The following is a 19,976-nucleotide window of genomic DNA, read 5'->3' as shown; positions in this document are numbered from 1 at the left end:
CGCTTAAAATTACCTCTTTATTGATACATCATCACTTTTCAAAGAATGAGATTTATTTTCCGTCTTTGAGAATGGCCTGATAAACGATTTCGTGGACTCTCCGACGGATTCGTTTTCGGTTGATTTCGTTGTTTTCGGCATTGGGATGCACACGGTTTGACAACATCACAAACACCAGTTCTTCTTTAGGGTCAACCCACACCATGGTGCCCGTAAAACCCGAATGCCCAAACGAATTGGAGGAAGCTGCCGCCGCCACAAAATTGCTTTCGCTGCTGGTGGGAGCTTTGTCCCAGCCCAACCCACGGTGATGGGCCGAGTCATACATTTTTGAAAACAAGGGTAGGGTTTCTTCTTGAAAATACCGACGGTCGCCGTAGTGCCCTTTTTGTAGGTTCATCTGCATCAAAATGGCCAAGTCGTAGGCTGTGCTGAACAAACCCGCATGGCCCGCAACTCCGCCATAAACTGCGGCCATTTGGTCATGAACTGTGCCCCGAAGCAACTGATTTCGGTACGAAAAGTCGTTTTCAGTAGGTGCAATCTGACTTTCTGGAAAACGCCCCAAAGGCAAATAGGTCGTCGTCATCATTCCGAGTGGTTCGTAGAAATTTTGACTCAAAAACTCATCTAACGGCTGATTGGTGATTCGTTCTACTACTTTTTGTAGCACCAAAATCCCCAAATCACTATACACAAACGAATGCTTCCCATTGACTTCTTTGCGCATCGGTGACTGGATGATGCCTTTCCAAACCGAATCGCGTAGGGCGGGTTTGGCAAAAAGCTTGGGGGCAATTTGCATCGAATACACGCTGTCTCGAATTGAGCTGTAATACTCGGTCATCAGCCCACCGCCGCCTGTTTTGGTACGCTCCCAAAGTTTGGGATAAAATGACACCAAACCCGAACGGTGCAGTAGTAAGTCCTCGATGGTAATTGCCGCTTTGTTTGTTCCTACGAGTTCAGGCAAATAGTGTGCCGCTTTTTGTTTTAAGTCCAAAACACCTTCTTCGTGTAGGTACATCACGGCTTGGAGCGTTGCGGCTACCTTGGTCACCGACGCCACGTCGTAGAGGGTTTCGTTGGTGACTTTTTCGGTGAGGTTATCGTAAGTCAAGGTGCCGTAGCTCCGCTGAAACACCACGCGTCCTTTGCGCGCCACTACTACTTCGCAGCCAGGGAAAATGCGCGCCTGAATCGAGCGCTCGACGAGGGTGTCGATTTTGTTCAAAACCTCAGCACTCATACCGACTTGTTCGGGATAGCCGATTTGTAGGCGGTTGAGTGGCTTGGTGATGATACCCGTTCCTAACTCATACGTGTTTTCAATGGAAACAGGCAATTTGCCTTTGAATGGCAACGCCCCAAAAATTTGTTCCGCAGCCACTACTTCCAGGTCGGGTAGGTTTTCGTAAGCACATACTACTGCGGACGTAGCGGGCAGTTGCTTCAAGGCGTAAGGGGTGGCAAAAATGCTCACAATCACCTTGGCTTTTTGTTGCAAGCGGTTGAGGAGTTCAATCGTGGCAGGAGTAATGGTAAAAGGACGATTAAAATTGCGTCGGGTATCGTGCAAACTAACCATCACCACGTTGGCATTGGCCGCTTGTGCCACCAAACCTTCTATTTCTTGGTTGGTGGTAGGTTTGTCGGCATACACAATATGCTTGAACGGGGCATATTTGCTTAAAGTTTGTTGGAACAGATTGATACCCCCGCCTCCGATGGCAATCGAGGCAAAACTACACGTATCAAGCGATGAAAGTGGCAGGAGTTGGTTATCGTTTCGTACCAAAGTAACGGCTTGTTCGCACAAATCACGCGTGAGGGCTTTTACTTCGGGGGCCTGTAGCGATGCGTTGAGAGAGACAACAGGAATTGGCTTGGTAAGGTGCAAGCCTGTCCAATACTTTGCCCGTAATATTTTTCGTACTTTTTCGTCGATGACGTCCATCGGAATCGTCCCTCGCGATACACTTTCTTTGATACGCCGCACCGACTCAATCACGCTTTCGGGATATAGTAGTACATCATTTCCTGCTACCAATGCTTTTATGTTCGCTTCAACGGGCGTTCGGCCACGCACTACACCTTTCATGTTCATGGCATCAGTGAAGACCAATCCCTGAAAGCCCATTTGTTTTTTGAGCAAATCGGTTACTATTTTTTCGGAAAGAGAAGAGGCAAGGTGAGGACGATTGTCAAGAACGGGAACGTATAAATGCCCCGTGATAATTCCCGTAAGGCTGTCGGCAATCAGTTTTTGAAAAGGATATAAGTCGGTTTGGGTCAGATGGTCGGTCGAGTGTGAAAGCACAGGTAAGGTAAAGTGGGAGTCGGTGCCCGTATCGCCATGGCCAGGGAAGTGTTTGGCAGTGGCGATCACCCGTTGGTGTTGAAGCCCTTTCATATACGCAGCCGCTTTGGCGGTTACATTGTCACGGTCTTCTCCAAACGAGCGTAGTCCAATCACAGGGTTCCGAGGGTTTGAGTTGATGTCGGCCACGGGGGCAAAATTGACTTGGATACCCGCCAATTGGCACTGACGCCCAATCATCCGCCCCATTTTATAAATGTATTGATTGTCCTGAATGGCGCCGAGGGTCATTTGTTTGGGGAAATCGTCGATGCTGTCGAGGCGCATTCCCAGCCCCCATTCGCCGTCGATGCCCACCATCAAGGGTACTTTTGAAAGCGCCTGATAACGGTTTACGAGTTTTGCTTGCCGCGAAGGGCCTCCTTTAAAAAAAATGAGCCCGCCGATATGATGATTTCTGATGAGATTGTCCACGTGCCGATAGTAGGTTTCATTACGGTCTGAGTAGGTGGCAATCATAAAAACCTGCCCGATTTTTTCTTCGAGGGTCATTTTGCTAAAGACACTATCTGCCCAGCGATTTGCTTCAAAAACCGCTTTAGAGGGAGCATTGTCTTCTTTTAGCGCCCATTGCGTAGGCTTTCCGTCTGCCTCTTTGTGATAAGAGCCCACCAGCCCCATCGCAACGCCCACACTTATGATAACTCCTGCAATAGAATTCGTCCAAAAAATCTTCATTTCACTGATTTAAAAATAGCGACAAAGTTACTAAAACCTCTCCACAAAAATTGTACAAAACCGATATTCTGGTACAATTTAACCTGAACTGTTTATTATTTATAAACTAAATTTAACTAACGAGCCATTTCTTGAAACAGGGTGAATTATAGGTACTTATCCGTTTATTTTTCAAATATAACCTAGCCGTAATACTGGGTTAACATTGACTTAATATTGCACTTCTACCTTTGCAGCGCAATCCTGATAAAGGATTTATGACACCAAATTGAATCAAATATTACAACTCCCAAATGTTGACCATTCAAAAAATGTTACGACAATTTACTGCCTTATTGGCGATGCTTCTGCTGAGTTTTGCCACTTTTGCCCAAACAGGAACACTTCGCGGAACAATCACCGATGCCAAAACAAAAGAAACGCTTATTGGCGCAACCGTCAGAATCGTAGGTACCCAACTAGGGTCAACTACCGACGTTAATGGGTTTTTCTCAATGGCCAAAGTTCCTGCGGGCGCTTACACGGTAGAAGTTACGTATGTTTCATACCGCACCGAAAATATTCCAAACGTAAAAATAGAAGCCGAAAAAATCACTGAAATCAACACGGCGCTTTTGGAAGCAGCTGCTACCCTTGCCGAAGTAAAAGTAGTAGCGACCCGCCAAACCAATACCGAAGTGTCGGTTATTAGCGAAATTAAAGCTTCTCAAAACATCGTTAGCGGGATTTCTTCACAACAAATCACTCGTTCCCTCGACCGCGACGCTGCGCAAGTAGTAAAACGCGTGCCAGGGATTACGATTGTAGGTGATCGTTTTATCACCATTCGTGGTCTTAACTCTCGTTATAACAACGTGATGCTGCACAATGCCTTCACGCCTTCCATGGAAACCGACGTGAAAGCATTCTCTTTTGACGTTATTCCTAGTGGTCAAATCGACCGCCTGCTTATTTATAAGACACCTTCGGCTGACCTTCCTGGCGAATTTGCGGGTGGAATTGTTAAAATTTATACCAAAAGCATTCCTGATCAAAATAGCGTTACCCTTGATTACAGCTTAGGTATTCGCCAAGGAACAACTTTTGGAGATTTTAAAGAATCGAAGCAAGGGGCTAATTACTGGACAAGCTTTAACAATGGGTATTTAGATCTCCCCAGCAACTTCCCGAAAGACATTCGTGCCGTGAGCAACAACCCTGCACTTGTTGAGTTAGCGGGTCGTTCGTTGCGCAATGAGTGGGTTCCTGTTGCTTCTACCGCGACTCCTGACCAACGTGTTTCGCTCACTGGAAACTTCAAAATGAAACTTGGCAAGGTTCAAATTGGCAACATTACGACTGTTAATTACAGCGAAACGCGCCTTTTGACGACCAACCAACGTAACGATTATAACATCGGAGCCAACGATGTGACTGAAACATTGTTTGAGTATAACGATAAAGCTTACGCTCGTAACAACCGCGTGGGCGTATTACACAACTGGGCGTTTCGTTTCAACAACAACCACAGTATTGAATTTAAGAACTTGTTCAACCAAATCAGCAACGGCCGTTATGTGTTTCGTTCTGGACAAGATATTGCACAAAACTATCGCCCTAACAACCATTCGTTTGACCAAGTATATCGTGGTATTTACTCAGGTCAGTTGACAGGTAAGCACAAATTTAACAACGACAAAACAGTCATTGATTGGGTGGCAGGTTACAACAATTCCTACCGCGACCAGCCTGACTATAAGCGCTATCGTTCGGACGTAGTGGATGCTGCGACCAACAAGACCGAAATCTACATTCCAATCGGGCAAGCACAGGCTTATTTTTTGGGACGTTTTAGTTCTAAAATGAACGAGAGCGGAATCACAGGCGCTGCCAACCTTACCCAAAAGGTAAGTGCTGGTGAAAAAGAAATCGAACTTAAATTTGGTGGATTTTACGAAATTAAAGACCGTACTTTCAAAGCCCGTAACCTTGGCTATGTACGTGGTGGAAACTTCAATCCTGCTTTAGCAAGTAGTGATATCAACACCTTGTTCCAAAATGTTCGTAACGACGGCGGTATTCGCATCGACGAACAAACCAACCCCAACGACTCCTACACGTCTAACAATACACTTATTGCAGGATATGGCTTGGTCAACATTCCATTTACGAAAAAATTCAATGCCATCGTAGGAGTCCGAATCGAAAATAACCGCCAGCAAATGAACAGTGCGTATTTGGGAGGAGCAGCGGCAAAGGTGGATAACAAAATCACGAGCGTATTGCCTTCTGCAAACCTTACGTACAACTTCACAGAAAAGACCCTTTTAAGAGCGGCATACGGGGTAACCGTAAACCGTCCTGAGTTCCGCGAATTGGCGCCATTCTCGTTCTTTGATTTTGATTTCAACGTGGTATATGAAGGAAATCCAAACCTTAAAATCGCGACTATTCAAAACATGGATTTGCGCTGGGAACACTATCCTACGCCTTCGGAATTAGTGAGTGTGGCTGCCTTCTACAAGTATTTTGACACGCCTATTGAATCAACAGTTGATTTGGGTTCAACAGGATTAGGTTCAAAAACTTTTATCACCAACAATGCCGCAAGTGCCTACAGCACGGGTATTGAAATCGAAATCAAAAAGGGGTTAGGAAATGTTCTTCCAGGCTCACGTATTTTTGAAAAAACAAGCCTATTGTTTAATACTGCCTTGATTCACAGCCGTGTTAGCCTTGGCGATCGTGGTATCGGGCAATCGGACAACCGCCCGCTTCAAGGACAATCGCCTTATATCATCAACGTAGGTATCAACTACAGCGATACCAAGAAAGACCTCCAAATCAACTTGCTCTACAACGTGATTGGCCGTCGTATCATAGCGGTTGGTTTTGAAGCGTATCCAGACTTGTACGAGATGCCTCGTAACATTGTTGACCTCACTTTCTCAAAAGGACTTGGTCAGCGTTGGACACTCAAAGGAGGCGTGCAAGATTTGTTGAATCAGCCTTGGCGCATCATGCAAGATTCTAACAAAGACAACAAATTTGAGTCTAGCAAAGACTTCTTCGTTCAAAAATACCGCACCGGCCAGTTGGTAAGCCTCGGCTTTTCATACCGCCTTTTGTAATTCATAAATCAATTAGTTAGTAACACAAAACAAACAAACCGATGAACTTTCGTCGTCTAGCTCACACAGTCCTCACACTTGGAGTGCTGTCAATGGCATTGATTTTCAATGCTTGTAAAAAAGAAGAAGAGATCGGCCCAGCACCAGTAATTACTCCTGGTAGCGTTCTCACTGGAGTAGCAGGTTCGGTTGCCAAAATCACTGCTACCATCAACGCCCCTGAAGGTCTTCAGACCCTAACAGTGTTGAAAAACGGTCAAGCATTTGATAGCAAGGTATATACAGCAGGACAAACAGCTGAGAGCTATACCAAAGATTATACAATAGAAAATTTGCCAGTAGGCGCAAGTGTTGTATTTACATTCCAAGCGACAGATACTAAAAACCAAACTTCTACAGTAGCCACTCAGGTAGTAACTGTTTCGGCGGTGCCTGCCAAAACAGTAGTAGAAGTAAGAGGAGTACTTACGGGTAATGTATCTTGGACAAAAGATAAGGTTTATAAACTTATCGGTTTTGTACGGGTAGGTGCTGATACAACAGAAACATTCTCTTCAACAGCTGCCACTGGTACATTGACGATTGAGGCGGGAACAACCATCATTGGAGACCGTGCTTCAAAAGCAACGTTGATTATCCAACGCGGAAGCAAAATTATTGCTAACGGTACTGCTGATGCTCCAATCGTTTTCACCTCTGAGCGTGCCGCAGGTCAGCGCGAGTCGGGTGACTGGGGTGGTTTGGTAATTTGCGGAAGAGCCGTAAACAACCAATCAACGGGCGATAAAGGTATTCAATTGGAAGGTAGCTACAAAGGCTGGCATGGTGGTTCAAACGACGCTGATAATTCAGGTTCTTTGAAGTACGTTCGGGTAGAATACGCTGGGGTACCTATCAACCCTAACCAAGAAGTAAACTCTTTCACTTTTGGTTCGGTAGGTAACGGAACTACTATGGAGTATTTACAGGCTTCTTACGGTTTGGACGATTCATTTGAGTGGTTTGGTGGAACTGTGAACGGAAAATATTTGGTCGCTTACCGTGGTCTTGATGATGATTTCGATATGGACTTCGGATACCGTGGTAACCTTCAATTTATCATTGGTATGCGTGGTGCAACTTTGGCTGACCAATCTGGTTCAAATGGTTTTGAAGTGGATAACGACGGTCAAGGAACTGCTGCCACTCCGTTTACTTCTGCGACTATCTCAAACGCATCATTGATTGGGCCAAAAGAAACCAATGCGACGTCTATCAGTCCTCAGTTCCAAAATGGTATGCACTTGCGTCGTAACAACAAGCTTAAAATATACAACACGGTAGTGACAGGTTATCCTAACGGTATTTATATTGATGGAACAAATACGCAAGCTAATGCGAATGCAGGTGAGTTAATACTTAACCGCGTCATTGTAGCAGGTGTTGCAGGTTGGGGAACAGGTGGTTTCGGAGAAGGAACAACAGTAGCTCCAAACGGTTTTGCAGTACGTGATGTAAACACAGCATCTCCTGTGGCAGCTATTACCATTGGTTCATCAAAACCATCTGAGTGGTTTGCTGCTCAGTCTGGCAACAAAATTCTTGCTACTTATGCAGGTCTTGGTCTTAGCCAATCAGTATTCCAAGCCGTAACGCCAACGTTTACTTTGAGCAACGGTGGTACACTTGCTACGGGTGGTACTGTGCCATCAGGTTCATTCTTTACGGCAGCTAGCTTCATTGGGGCATTTGGCTCAGAAGATTGGACTGCGAAGTGGTCAAATTTTAGCCCAAACACAACTGACTATTCTAAACAGTAATAATTGCTGATTATCTTTCGGGGAGTCTTTAAAAGCAGACTCTCCGAAACTATGAAAACACATTTTTCAACCGCGTTCTTTCTCTTTTTTGTTGCTTTAAGCGCCCCGTTTTTTTGGGGTTGTAAAAAAGACCCGTACCAAGCAAAGACGTATTTTTCGCAAGCCGAACAAGATACGTTATTGGCCAATATCATTACTTACACGAGTCAATACGCCCGTGGAGCGACCAATACCACCCGCTTCGATGCCAAGTTTCGTCAGGAGTACGTCGGCCGGTTGCCGCAGTATAAGTTGGTCAATTATTTCGTTGCGCCTGACTCCACGCATTATTTCTTTATCACTCGCCCCGTAGGCAGTGGGATGTTTCGGCGAGGGGTAGGAGGGAAGTTTAAATTAGGAAAAAAATTGATGCCTACCGAGTACGAAGAGCTTTGGTGTACACCTCATTTTAAGGAGGAAAAAGTGGTACTTGAACGAGGCGGATTTTTGTTCAAAGCAATGACAAAAGAAGGAAATATCGACAAATACTTGACCATGAAAATGTACGTTGAGTGGCCCGACTCCACCCTCAAGTACGATAAAAACACTCACGAATGGGTACCTAGAAACAGTCTAGCCATTCCGTTGAAATAAATTCATATTGGTGTCAGATTATAAGAAAAGCCAGAGGCAAATGCTTCTGGTTTTTTTATGCCATTTTCGCTTGCAAGGCCGATGATAGATTGAAATAGAGTAGAAAGCTTTAACAAATTGATTTTCAGTCTAAAAAAAACCATGAAATCTGTTTTTGTTTTTCTCTTTTTACTCGTTGGCGGGATTCATTCCTATGTTTTCGGTCAGCCGTCGCTTGGCCAGCAGATGCGTACCTCCGCTGAGGCGTTTCTTAACAGTTTGTCGGACGAGCAGAAGAACGAAGCGAATCTGGCGTTTGATTCGGACTGGCGTTACGACTGGAACTATACCCCGCGCTCGCGTAAGGGGCTTCCCCTCAAAAAGATGAACGAAGTCCAGCGAAAAGCCGCCATGCAATTGCTGGAAGTGGCTTTGAGCGATGTGGGAAAAGCAAAAGTAAACGACATCATCGCATTGGAATACGTACTGCGTCAAGTAGAAAAACGCCCCGAAAACGACACCTACCGCGATCCTGAAAATTACGCCTTTTTGGTATTTGGTACGCCCTCAACCAAACAGCCTTGGGGGTGGAGTGTAGAAGGACACCATATCTCGCTGCATGTTACCCTCGTGGGGGAGGCCATTGAGTTTTTACCCAGCTTTTTTGGGAGCAACCCTGCCCTTGTATTGCCTGGTTTTATCCAAGAAGGAAAACAAGTACTGAAAGAAGAAGCCGACGCTGCGTTTGCCCTTTTACATTCGTTGACCCCCGCACAACGTGCCAAAGTGGTGTTGTCCGACAAAGCACCGAGCGATATTGTCTCGACCAACACAAGGCGCGTCATGCTCGAAAAACGCGAAGGGTTAGTTTGGGGTGACATGACCGCCGCCCAGCAGGACCTTTTTAAGAAGTTACTTCAAGTATATTTTCAACGTTACCACGTCACGCTCAAAAACCAAGCCCTCAAGAAACTCAACCAAGCTGATTTAACGTCCATTGCCTTTTGTTGGATGGGCGACCAAGAGCCCGTCAGAGGGACAGGGCGAGGGCATTATTACCGCATTCACGGGCCTACGTTTTTGATAGAATACGACAACACCCAAAACAACGCCAACCACGTTCATACTGTGGTTCGCGATTTAACCAACGATTGGGGCGAAGACCTCCTCAAAGCCCACTACGAAGCAGGTCATCGGAAGTGAGGAGGAGTGCCCTATTTAACAATCCTAGCCGTAACAGGTACACATTTTTGAGTAGTGCATTCGCTTGCAAGCGCGTCGGCTTTTTTGAAATTAGGAATACCATATCCCAACAAATAGTCGGGTGACTGGGCTTGCGTACCCGATTGTTTGAGGTAGTTCATTACCTGAACGTTGGTCAGGTTGGGATGCGCTTGCCAAAAACCCGCGGCCATCCCTGCCAATAAAGGTGCCGCAAACGACGTTCCTTGGCTGTACGCATAACTACCACTGGGCGTAGCCACGACCACAAAACTCCCCTGCGCGGCTACATCGGGCTTGACTCGCCCATCGGCGGAGGGCCCAATGGAGCTAAAACTCGTCCGAATCCCCGCAGGATTGACCGCGCCTACTGCCAGCACTGAATCGCCGTCGGCGGGAGCAGTGATGTATTGCCAAGGCGAATTGCCCGAGTTTCCTGCCGAAACAACCACCAAAATGCCCGCTTGCGCGGCCAAATCAGCACCACGGGTAGAGAGCGCCACGTCGCCGTTCATTTGGGAATAGGTGTAATTTTGGGCAGGGTTGTCAAACTCACTGTAGCCCAACGAAGAATTGATGACGTCCACCCCAAGGCTGTCGGCGTACTCTGCGCCAAACACCCAATAGGCTTCTTCTATCTTAGTTTCGGTGGCATCGTCTTCGGTGCGGAGAAGTACGTACGATGCTTTGTAGGCCGTTCCAATGAGCGTATCGGGCATGTAGCTTGCCATGCACGAAAGCACGTTGGTGCCGTGGCTGTGGTCGTCATAGACATCGGTTTCGTTATCCACAAAATCAAAGGTCGAAAGCACCCGATTTTCGCTAAACAACGGTTGCAAACTTGGGTGTAGGTTGGCATTCTGAAACCCGCCATCGAGCACGCCAATGAGCATTCCTTCGCCCCGATACCCCGCCGAGTGCATACTATCGGCACACAGCATTTTTACTTGATTTTCCGAAAAACCGTATCCTTCGGTCGTGGTCGTCCCCCATTTGTCCGTTTTATTGTTAGAACGATTTTCGGCTGATACCCGCGCGTTGCGAATGTCGCCGTTGCCTTCTATGCCTTTGACAAAAGGCAATGCCAAAATTTGCGAAAGTGTGGTGCTGTTGGTTTCAACAAGTACCCCATTGAGCCAACGCGTTTTGTACAATACTGTTGCTCCTAAATTTTTGATGGATTGAATGTACGAAGCATTCGGAGGAAAATCGCGTTCGGAAACGGCAATGTGTTGCCGCTGACGGCGAGCAATGGCCCGCGCCGATAAGTAGTGCTGTGGATTGGCCGTGGAATACGACGTTCCTGATTTGTCTTTGAAATAAACCAAGTAACGATTTTGGCTTTGGCCTATTTCCAATGCCATCATCCATACACCGACTACTAATAAAACTTTGCTGAAAAGGTTGCTCATCGTTTATCGTTATTCACCTTTTAGCTCTGAGCAAAGATGATGCTAAACTATACAAATCTTGGAGGCGGGCCTGATAAAAAATGGAATGTTGACGCTAATACCCTAATTTTGCGGAGGGATCGGTTTTTCTTTCCCCCAAACATCGTAAACGACCAACTCACCCATGTCATCTGCTGATAAAAATTTGAGCGTTTTTACCACCGACGGTCTGCCTGACATCACCCACAAAAAATTTGTGATTGTAGTAGCCGAGTGGAATTCGGACGTAACCGAAGCTTTGTTTCAAGGAGCTTACAAAACGCTTGTTGACCACGGAGCGCAAACGCAAAATATCCTTCGTGCCAACGTTCCTGGAAGTTTTGAGCTTAGTTTTGGCTCACAAGTATATGCCCAAAAAGCCGACGTGGACGCCGTGATTGCCATTGGCTGCGTGATTCAGGGAGAAACCAAGCACAACGACTACATCAACCACGCCGTAGCGCATGGCCTCACCGACGTGGCCTTGAAGTACAACAAGCCCGTTATTTTTGGCGTCCTTACACCCAATACCCTCCAACAAGCCCTCGACCGCGCGGGAGGTATCCACGGCAACAAAGGCGACGAAGCAGCCATTACAGCCATCAAAATGCTGAGTTTACAATAAATAAAAAGTTATACGCATAAAGTAAGCCCTCTAACTCCCAGGGGCTAGGGGTGAGGTTAACCATGAAAACTGTCATTATCAAATATAACGCGGGCAATGTGCAGTCGGTGATGTATGCCCTCGACCGTATCGGGGCCGCTTACGAGTGGACCGACGACCCCGAAACCATTTTGGCGGCTGATAAAGTGATTTTTCCAGGTGTAGGTGAAGCCAGTACGGCCATGGCCTATTTGAGAGAACACCAACTCGATCAGCTCATCCCGACCCTGCGCCAACCCGTTTTGGGTACTTGCGTGGGGATGCAACTCATGTGTCGCTATTCGGAAGAAAACGACACCACTTGCATGGGGATTTTTGACGTGGACGTGCTGCGTTTTCCGCGCGTATCGGGTTTTAAAGTGCCCCAAACGGGCTGGAACGATATTTATGAGTTGAATAACCCACTTTGTGCAGGACTCAACGAACACGACTACGTGTATTACAACCACGGGTACTATGCCCCGCTTTGTGACCAAACGGCCGCCAAAACCAATTACATTTTGGAGTATTCGGCTATGTTGCAAAAAGACAATTTCTTCGCCGCTCAGTTTCACTCCGAAATCAGCGGAAATGTAGGGCAACGGATTTTTGAAAATTTCCTGAAATTATAATTAGAGATGTGTCGCTTGTTGCTTATCAGAGCGACACATTTCCCTACGACTCAAACTCACTTTTATTTCCTTGCGCTCTTTTCTACTGCTTTTAGTTGGCATTAGCCTCTCTCTCGATGGGCTTTCGCAAGAGGCTCATTACCCACACTTTACCTTGTGGTCGCGGATTCAGTTAGCCAAAGAACCTACTCCCAACTGGAAATTCTCGGGGACGCTTCTTTGGCGGCGACAAAACAATTACTCCGTTAGTCCTCACAATCCGCTTGCGAACCCGCTTATGGTGGGCGGACAAGCACTGGTCACGTACCGCAATACGCCTAATACCTTCTGGATACACCTTGCCCAAATCAGTTACATGAAAACCAATCAATTGTTGGGCAAAACCGAAGACTTCAATGCACCTACTGGGCAAGAAATTAGGTATGCTGGTGGAATTGAATTTAACCAAGAAAAAGAAGGTTCTAAGTTTACGTTCAGGGAGCGATTCATGCAGGAAATCCGCTTTTTCAAAGCCAACGACTACCGCCCAGTAGGCAGGGTACGAGCCCGCGCCACTGCTCGGTACGAACTGACCCCTTTTGTGAGCCTGAATGGCGTGACTGAAATTCTTTTCCACGACCCGCCATCGCTTCCCAATCAGAAACCTTTACGTTTTCATCAGTTTTGGTTGGGAGGAAGCTTTTTGTGGAGCTTGAGCGAACGAGTTAGCCTCGAAACAGGTTATACCTTCATTCATGCTCGTCGGGCTACCATCATTGAGTTTGACGAACAAAATATTCTGAATCTTCACTTAGCCGTTGATATTTGATGCGTGCTTTTGCCTTCTTTTTGCTCATGTTTTCGTGGTTGAAACCCAACGCACAAACCAATAGCCGTGCCTATAAAGTAATGCTCGAAGGCATGTATAAACATACGGTGCCTACGGTGAGTTGTACCGATTTAAAAAAGGAACTCAAAAACGTTGTGTTGCTTGATACCCGCGCCAAAAACGAATACGACGTAAGCCACCTTCCTGAAGCGCGTTGGGTGGGCTACGATGAATTTAACCCAAAATCCGTCGCTGATTTGCCAAAAAACACGCCGATTGTGGTCTATTGTACGGTGGGTGTTCGTAGTGAGCGGGTAGGCGAAAAACTCAAAGCCGCAGGTTTTCAGAACGTTCGTAACTTGTACGGGAGCATTTTTGAGTGGGTCAACCAGGGCAATACCGTCGTGGATAACCAAGGAAAACCTACCCAAAAAGTACACGCCTATTCTCGGACGTGGGGAATTTGGCTCAACAAAGGCGAGAAGGTGTATGAGTGAGTTTTAGAACGATGAGACATTAGTTATGAGAGATAAGACCGATTGAAAATACGATGGGCGATTTTTTGGACAAAAATTACTGGGACGAACGCTATTTGCAGCACCAAACGGGCTGGGACATTGGCTACGTGTCACCACCTTTGAAACAGTTTTTTGATACCCTTACCGACAAACACCTCCGTATTCTTATTCCTGGGGGTGGAAATAGCTACGAGGCAGCGTACTTGCTCGAACAAGGATTTGACAACGTAACGGTGGTGGATATTTCGGAAGTGGTATGCCAACGTTTGGTAGATGACTACCAGAAAAAAGGGCTACAAGTCGTTTGTGCCGATTTTTTTGAACATTCGGGTGTGTATGACCTCATTGTGGAGCAAACCTTTTTCTGCGCCATTTCTCCTTCATTGCGAAGTAAGTATGTCCAAAAAATGGTGGAATTGTTGTCGGAAGATGGACTACTTGCGGGACTTTTGTTCAACCGCGCCTTTGAAGGCGGGCCACCTTTTGGCGGAAATGTGGCAGAGTATCAAGCCCTTTTCGATAAGGCTGCTTTTAAGGTTACCTTCGATTTAGCTCCTGCTTCTATTCCACCACGGGCAGGAAGTGAAGTGTTTTTTATAGCAAAAAGATAGACGCCACCCACAAAGAGCAGCGTCTATCCGCTATCCTAAACCCTAACTACATTAAAAAATTGGATACAAATGATTAATCGGCAAGAGTCGTTAAGAAACGAACGATTTTAGTAACCGTCGAAACTGCTTGACGAGTGCCTTCGGCACCGTTCTGCGCTTGCTGCGTCACTTCTTTCAAAAGCGAACGCTGTGGTACCACGTCCTTCTTTACTTGGCTTGCCTCTTGCATGGCTTTGCGGGTAGCAAAAACATTGTGTGGGCGGCCAATTGAAAAGGCTGAAGAACTTAACAAACACAGAACGGCGGCGAAGGTAATGGCTTTCATGACTGTATGAGTTTTGATGGTGATTTTAATGGTTGATTTGTCTTCTGGCTGAATGTTGAAACAAAGATATATGTTTTGTCTGGTATTATGCAATACAAAGTACCTTGTTTTTTGTTTGATTCGTGTTAAGCGGCAAATTTTAAGGACGAATGGTAAGCTATTTTTTTTGTACTGAAATAATTCCTTTCATCCAATAACCGTTGCCCTTAGCGGCGTCGATTATATGATGCAAAGGTGGTACGAAAGGTTGCATCACACCAAAAAAAATTGACAAACTGGCTCTTCTGCCCGATGAATCGGGTAAAATGCTGGGTGAAACGAAAAAGGGAATTGTTAAGGCGAATAGATTAGGGTTCTCTTAGGTACATGGTTCTTCTTTCCCCCAGCACCGTCAATATATCGTTGTTGATGTTGTACCGTCCTTCTTTTGATTCAAGGACAAATGCTCCCGATATAAAAATGGCAGAATAGAGACACTCATTTACGATGTACCACCTAAGTTCGAGGGGAAAAGAATCCTTTTCTGAACCTAGATTCATACCTTCTATTCGCATCTCTCCCTCTTTAAAGAAGTGTTTTTTAGTGTGGCTACGCGGCAGTTCATTTTTATAATCAGTTTCAGAAATAACCTTCCATGTTCCCACCAAATCGGTATCTAGCTTGGGTTTTTCAAAATACGCCTCTAAATGGAAGGTAGTATCGTTGTTTTTACGTTCTAACCTGAGCGAGACAGTTGTTTCTTGAAAAGGGGGTGTGTTGTTTAAAAAAACGATAGTTGCGTCCAATTTATCGCTCTTCAGTGTTCCTGTCAGAGGGGAGGTGCCTAGCGTTTTATGGTGTAAACGTGCTTTTAACTCCCCGTTTATTAACGTCCCCTCTAAACCATGATTGCTGTAATAACTGGTGTAAAACGTACCTGTGACTTTCTCCTTAAAAACGTTGAGTGACAACACACATGGCTGTTCCATGAATGTACCTTCATATAAGCCTACTAGAGTCTGTTGGGCGTAGGCAGAGGTAAACAACGAGAAATAGCCAAGAATGAAATGGAATAATCGCATTGTGGGAGGTTGATAACTGCTGAATAATCAGTAGCGTACTATAATTATAAAAACCATCTAAGTCATATAAGAGATTATAAGATGGTCTAAAATGGTCAACTTATATGCCCTTATATGTCTTATATGGTTGCAATATGTTTGATGTAGTTGCAAAAAACTACCGCTCAAACCGCAAGCGCTTACCCTTTGCTGATTCGTCAAAAACGCCATTGGCATACACCAAATGCCCCGATACGAGTGTGTGCGTTACGCGGGAGTGAAGCGTTGTCCCTTCCAAAGGCGACCAACCGCACTTGAAAAGAATATTTTCTTTAGAAACTGTCGTGCTGTCGTTCAAGTCCACCAACACCAAATCGGCCCAATACCCTTCGCGGATGTACCCACGGCGGTCTATGGCAAACACGTCAGCAACGGCATGGCTCATTTTCTCAACTACGCGCTCGATTGAAATTTTACCCTGCTGGACAAACTCCAACATCATGTTGAGCGAATGTTGTACCAACGGCAAGCCCGACGGTGCCTCCCAGTAGCCTTTCGATTTTTCGTCCCAGGTATGCGGCGCATGGTCAGTGGCGATGACGTCGATGCGGTTGTCGAGGACTGCTTGTAAAATCTGAGCTTTGTGATGCGCTGCCTTAATCGCGGGGTTACATTTTATCTGCGTTCCCAAACGGCGGTAATCCTCCGAGTCGAACCAAAGATGGTGCACACAAGCCTCCGACGTAATCCGTTTTTTGCGTTTTTCGGACATCGCTACGGTCGAGTCACCGTAGGCACCTACCTCAAACAAGCTCGTTTCGTCGCCCGTCGAAATGTGAAGTATATGGAGGCGCGTTCCGTGTTTTTTGGCCAATTCTACCGCCATCGACGATGATTTGTAGCAGGCTTCTTCGTTGCGTACCAGTGCGTGAATGTCGTACGGAACGTCGTTGCCGTACTGTTCTCTAAACATCGCCGTACGTTGTTTTACCGTAGGCTCATCTTCGCAGTGGGTCGCAATCAAGCAAGGGGCATTGGCAAATAGCTTTTCGAGTACTCCGGGCGCATCTACGAGCATGTTGCCCGTGGACGAGCCCATGAAAATTTTTATCCCACACACATCGGGACAAATGGTCTTCATTACTTCGTCGTAGTTGTCGTTGGAAGCCCCCATAAAAAACGAATAGTTGGCCAACGACGTGTTTGACGCAATTTGGTATTTGTCTTCTAACAGCCCTTGTGTCAGTGCATTAGGAACGGTGTTAGGCATTTCCATAAAAGAAGTTGTTCCGCCTGCTACCGCTGCTTTGGCCTCGGTATAAATCGATGCCTTGTGCGTAAGGCCAGGCTCTCTGAAATGCACTTGGTCGTCGATAACCCCTGGAAGCAAGTACTTTCCTTGGGCATCAATCAGTTGCGAGGCAGACAAATGGCTCAGATTTGCCCCGATTTGTTCGATAAAACCGTCTTTGATAAAGACATCTTGTGTGGTGATTTTACCCTCGTTGACGAGACGTGCATTGGTAATTAGAAGAGTAGTCATACTATATAACAAAAAAGCTCGTTAAATAAATTGAAGTCAAACTTAGCACTCATTCACTAAACAGCCATCACCTTATGCGTTTATTTTTATGGGCTTGCCTGCTCTCTCTATCTACGTATGCGCAACAACGTTACACCATCAGCGGCTACGTCCGCGAAAGTGGCAGTCAAGAACAACTCATCGGCGTTAATGTCTATCTGCCTGGAACGATCACAGGAACGACCTCCAACACCTACGGTTTTTACTCGCTTACGCTACCTGCAGCCGATTCTGTTACTTTGGCATTTTCATTTGTGGGCTACGGCACCGAAATCCGTACTGTTAAGCTGCAAAAAAACCTTGAACTCAACATTTCGCTCGAAGCCCTCGGAAGGCAGCTCAACGAAGTGGTGGTTTCGGGCAAACGCGAAGCAGACAAAGTAAGCCAAACACCCCAAATGAGCCGCATCGACATTCCTGTCCAGCAAATCAAAAAAATCCCGGCTTTTCTGGGCGAAAAAGACGTGTTGCGGGTTATTCAACTCATGCCAGGGGTTCAAAAAGGGTCGGAGGGACAAACGGGCATTTACGTGCGCGGCGGTGGACCTGACCAAAACTTGATTATTCTGGACGATGCGCCCGTTTACAACGTCAGCCACTTATTTGGGTTCTTTTCGGTCTTTAACGGCGATGCCCTCAAAAGTGTCGAACTGACCAAAGGCGGATTTCCTGCACGTTTTGGCGGGCGACTTTCGTCAGTATTGGAACTGAACATGAAAGAGGGCAACAAAGAAAAACTCCACGGCGAAGGCGGAGGTGGGCTCATTGCCAGTCGCCTGACGCTCGAAGGTCCCCTCAAATTTCGAAAATCAAGCCCTGCCAAATCTTCTTTTTTAATCTCTGGACGGCGCACCTACCTTGATTTATTAGCCCGACCGCTCATTGCTGCTCAAAGCAATGGCACTAGCACAGGAGGTTATTATTTCTATGACCTCAATGCCAAGTTGAATTATGATTTTGGACAAAAGAATAAACTCTACGCCAGCGGGTATTTTGGGAAGGATCGTTTTTTCTTCCGCGATAAAGGTACTTCTTCGACCAGCGAAGGTGGGCTCAACTGGGGAAATGCCACGGGAACGCTACGTTGGAATCACCTTTTCAACGAAAAACTATTCTCCAACGCCTCGTTGATTTTTAGCAATTATCAGTTTCAAATTTATGCCAAAGACAGCCAAACCAACGCTACTACGACCAACCAGTACGAACTTCGTTATACGTCGGGGGTAAGAGATTGGGGGTTAAAATACGATGTTGATTATTTCCCAAATCCGCAACATGCCCTTCGATTTGGAGCCTCGACCACCTTGCACCGTTTTACTCCTAGTGCGGTGGTGGTAAAAGATTCAGACATCGACCGTTTTTCAAAAGAAATAGAGGCCATCGACAACGTAGAATCGGGCGTGTATGTCGAAGATACGTGGAAGCCTACCCCGTGGTTTAAGATGAATGCGGGCTTGCGGTTGAGTTATTTTAAGGCCGAAAACCAAAACTACCTCCGCCCTGAACCACGCATTTCAACGGCTTTTATGCTGCGTCCCGATCTATCGTTTAAGGCATCGTATGCGCGCATGAATCAATATATCCATTTATTGTCAAACACAGGCATCGGCCTTCCTACTGATTTGTGGGTGCCTTCGACGGATAAAATTGCCCCGCAGCAGTCGAGCCAAGTTGCCGCAGGTTTTGCCAAAGATTTTGAAAAGCAAGGGCTCGCGCTCACCATAGAAGGATACTACAAAAACATGAACAACATTGTCAATTACAAGGAAGGCTCTAGCTTTTTGCTGATTGACGACCCGTCGAGTGCTGACAAAGTGCGCTGGGACGAAAATATCACTAGCGGACGCGGCTGGTCGTACGGAGCTGAAGTGTTGTTACAGAAAAAAACAGGAAAGTTTTCGGGCTGGATTGGTTATACTTTGTCGTGGACCCAATGGCAATTTGCAGAACTTAATTTTGGGCAAAAATTCTTCCCACGTTACGACCGCCGCCATGATTTATCGGTCGTAGGGATTTACGAAATCAGTCCTCGCATTACGCTTTCAGGAACGTGGGTCTATGGTACAGGCAATGCCCTTACGTTGCCGCAGAGCAATTATACGGCCTACCACCATAACACCACCCCTCAAGTTCAATACACACAAACGGGTAGTGGTACCTTCGCTCCCGTTATCTCCAATCCGCCTTTTAGCTACGGGCGCACCGTCAATGACTATGGTCCTAAGAATAGTTTCCGAGCTGAGCCTTACCATCGTTTTGATTTGAGTTTGCAGTTTCATAAGAAGAAAAAATACCACGAACGTACTTGGGAGTTGAGCATATATAACCTGTATAATCGACGAAATCCGTTTTTTTACAACCTCACGTCGCGGCCTGTCTTTGATGCCAACGGGCGTCCTGTAGGTACCCAAACCGCCCTCCAACGCATTTCGATTTTCCCGATTGTGCCGACGTTGAGTTATAACTTTAAATTTTAAACCTAGGTCAGACGACAGTCAGACCGTAAAAATTCCAGACGACAAAAATCAGGTTGTATATCATTTGAGGTCTGACTATCGTCTGACCTCGTAATAACTAAACTCAGGTC

General features: G+C 46.2%; 15 protein-coding genes. 10 read left to right on the top strand and 5 right to left on the bottom strand.

What is annotated here, in order from left to right:
• Positions 1-52: 52 nt before the first annotated feature.
• Positions 53-3,058, bottom strand: a complete 3,006-nt coding sequence (locus AC23N5_RS07160) for a serine hydrolase domain-containing protein (protein WP_487755016.1) — start codon at positions 3,056-3,058, stop codon at positions 53-55.
• 311 nt (positions 3,059-3,369) lie between these two features.
• On the opposite strand from AC23N5_RS07160, the gene AC23N5_RS07155 reads away from it, so the two are divergent.
• The 4 genes from AC23N5_RS07155 (at position 3,370) to AC23N5_RS07140 (ending at position 9,782) form a co-directional block, all read left to right on the top strand.
• Complete coding sequence (locus AC23N5_RS07155) at positions 3,370-6,168, top strand: TonB-dependent receptor (protein ID WP_487755015.1); 2,799 nt, start codon at positions 3,370-3,372, stop codon at positions 6,166-6,168.
• 41 nt (positions 6,169-6,209) lie between these two features.
• On the top strand, positions 6,210-7,967 hold the full coding sequence (locus tag AC23N5_RS07150) for an Ig-like domain repeat protein (RefSeq protein WP_183974474.1): 1,758 nt from the start codon (positions 6,210-6,212) through the stop codon (positions 7,965-7,967).
• A 51-nt stretch (positions 7,968-8,018) separates the two neighbouring features.
• Complete coding sequence (locus tag AC23N5_RS07145) at positions 8,019-8,600, top strand: hypothetical protein (RefSeq protein WP_487755014.1); 582 nt, start codon at positions 8,019-8,021, stop codon at positions 8,598-8,600.
• Between the two features lie 141 nt (positions 8,601-8,741).
• Positions 8,742-9,782, top strand: a complete 1,041-nt coding sequence (locus AC23N5_RS07140) for a DUF3500 domain-containing protein (protein ID WP_487755013.1) — start codon at positions 8,742-8,744, stop codon at positions 9,780-9,782.
• Between the two features lie 11 nt (positions 9,783-9,793).
• On the opposite strand, the gene AC23N5_RS07135 is transcribed toward AC23N5_RS07140, so the two are convergent.
• A complete protein-coding gene (locus AC23N5_RS07135) occupies positions 9,794-11,212 on the bottom strand; it encodes a S8 family peptidase (protein WP_487755012.1) in 1,419 nt (472 codons plus the stop codon).
• 163 nt (positions 11,213-11,375) lie between these two features.
• Between AC23N5_RS07135 and ribH the strand changes: the two genes are divergently transcribed.
• The 5 genes from ribH to AC23N5_RS07110 all read left to right on the top strand — a co-directional run bounded on the left by ribH (position 11,376) and on the right by AC23N5_RS07110 (position 14,442).
• A complete protein-coding gene (ribH, locus tag AC23N5_RS07130; RefSeq protein WP_183974462.1) occupies positions 11,376-11,855 on the top strand; it encodes a 6,7-dimethyl-8-ribityllumazine synthase in 480 nt (159 codons plus the stop codon).
• 62 nt (positions 11,856-11,917) lie between these two features.
• Entirely contained in the window at positions 11,918-12,505 is a 588-nt protein-coding gene (hisH, locus tag AC23N5_RS07125; protein WP_183974460.1) for an imidazole glycerol phosphate synthase subunit HisH, read from the top strand.
• A gap of 70 nt (positions 12,506-12,575) precedes the next feature.
• Positions 12,576-13,313: a DUF2490 domain-containing protein gene (locus AC23N5_RS07120; RefSeq protein WP_487755011.1), complete on the top strand. Its 738-nt coding sequence runs from the start codon at positions 12,576-12,578 to the stop codon at positions 13,311-13,313.
• A complete protein-coding gene (locus tag AC23N5_RS07115; RefSeq protein WP_487755010.1) occupies positions 13,313-13,810 on the top strand; it encodes a rhodanese-like domain-containing protein in 498 nt (165 codons plus the stop codon). Before AC23N5_RS07120 ends, AC23N5_RS07115 begins: the two co-directional genes overlap by 1 nt.
• 53 nt (positions 13,811-13,863) lie before the next feature.
• Entirely contained in the window at positions 13,864-14,442 is a 579-nt protein-coding gene (locus AC23N5_RS07110) for a methyltransferase domain-containing protein (RefSeq protein ID WP_487755009.1), read from the top strand.
• A 73-nt stretch (positions 14,443-14,515) separates the two neighbouring features.
• Here the strand turns inward: AC23N5_RS07110 and AC23N5_RS07105 are convergent, their stop codons facing one another.
• The 3 genes from AC23N5_RS07105 to AC23N5_RS07095 all read right to left on the bottom strand — a co-directional run bounded on the left by AC23N5_RS07105 (position 14,516) and on the right by AC23N5_RS07095 (position 17,350).
• The gene (locus AC23N5_RS07105) at positions 14,516-14,767 is read right to left on the bottom strand and encodes a hypothetical protein (protein WP_183974453.1); all 252 of its coding nucleotides are present in this window, start codon (positions 14,765-14,767) and stop codon (positions 14,516-14,518) included.
• A 347-nt stretch (positions 14,768-15,114) separates the two neighbouring features.
• Entirely contained in the window at positions 15,115-15,828 is a 714-nt protein-coding gene (locus AC23N5_RS07100) for a hypothetical protein (RefSeq protein WP_487755008.1), read from the bottom strand.
• Positions 15,829-15,985: 157 nt separating this feature from the next.
• Entirely contained in the window at positions 15,986-17,350 is a 1,365-nt protein-coding gene (locus AC23N5_RS07095; protein ID WP_487755007.1) for a dihydroorotase, read from the bottom strand.
• A gap of 74 nt (positions 17,351-17,424) precedes the next feature.
• Here AC23N5_RS07095 and AC23N5_RS07090 point away from each other — a divergent pair, with 74 nt between their 5' ends.
• Complete coding sequence (locus tag AC23N5_RS07090; RefSeq protein ID WP_487755006.1) at positions 17,425-19,866, top strand: TonB-dependent receptor; 2,442 nt, start codon at positions 17,425-17,427, stop codon at positions 19,864-19,866.
• Positions 19,867-19,976: the final 110 nt, after the last annotated feature.

Source organism: Runella sp. R5_40 (assembly GCF_057652295.1).
Note: the sequence above shows the minus strand (reverse complement) of the source record. Positions and strands in the feature narration are given on the sequence as shown.

Coding starts and splice junctions, on each gene's coding strand:
- AC23N5_RS07160 (WP_487755016.1), bottom strand. CDS start 3,058: ATGAAGATTTTTTGGACGAATTCTATTGCAGGAGTTATCATAAGTGTG.
- AC23N5_RS07155 (WP_487755015.1), top strand. CDS start 3,370: ATGTTACGACAATTTACTGCCTTATTGGCGATGCTTCTGCTGAGTTTT.
- AC23N5_RS07150 (WP_183974474.1), top strand. CDS start 6,210: ATGAACTTTCGTCGTCTAGCTCACACAGTCCTCACACTTGGAGTGCTG.
- AC23N5_RS07145 (WP_487755014.1), top strand. CDS start 8,019: ATGAAAACACATTTTTCAACCGCGTTCTTTCTCTTTTTTGTTGCTTTA.
- AC23N5_RS07140 (WP_487755013.1), top strand. CDS start 8,742: ATGAAATCTGTTTTTGTTTTTCTCTTTTTACTCGTTGGCGGGATTCAT.
- AC23N5_RS07135 (WP_487755012.1), bottom strand. CDS start 11,212: ATGAGCAACCTTTTCAGCAAAGTTTTATTAGTAGTCGGTGTATGGATG.
- ribH (WP_183974462.1), top strand. CDS start 11,376: ATGTCATCTGCTGATAAAAATTTGAGCGTTTTTACCACCGACGGTCTG.
- hisH (WP_183974460.1), top strand. CDS start 11,918: ATGAAAACTGTCATTATCAAATATAACGCGGGCAATGTGCAGTCGGTG.
- AC23N5_RS07115 (WP_487755010.1), top strand. CDS start 13,313: ATGCGTGCTTTTGCCTTCTTTTTGCTCATGTTTTCGTGGTTGAAACCC.
- AC23N5_RS07110 (WP_487755009.1), top strand. CDS start 13,864: ATGGGCGATTTTTTGGACAAAAATTACTGGGACGAACGCTATTTGCAG.
- AC23N5_RS07105 (WP_183974453.1), bottom strand. CDS start 14,767: ATGAAAGCCATTACCTTCGCCGCCGTTCTGTGTTTGTTAAGTTCTTCA.
- AC23N5_RS07100 (WP_487755008.1), bottom strand. CDS start 15,828: ATGCGATTATTCCATTTCATTCTTGGCTATTTCTCGTTGTTTACCTCT.
- AC23N5_RS07095 (WP_487755007.1), bottom strand. CDS start 17,350: ATGACTACTCTTCTAATTACCAATGCACGTCTCGTCAACGAGGGTAAA.
- AC23N5_RS07090 (WP_487755006.1), top strand. CDS start 17,425: ATGCGTTTATTTTTATGGGCTTGCCTGCTCTCTCTATCTACGTATGCG.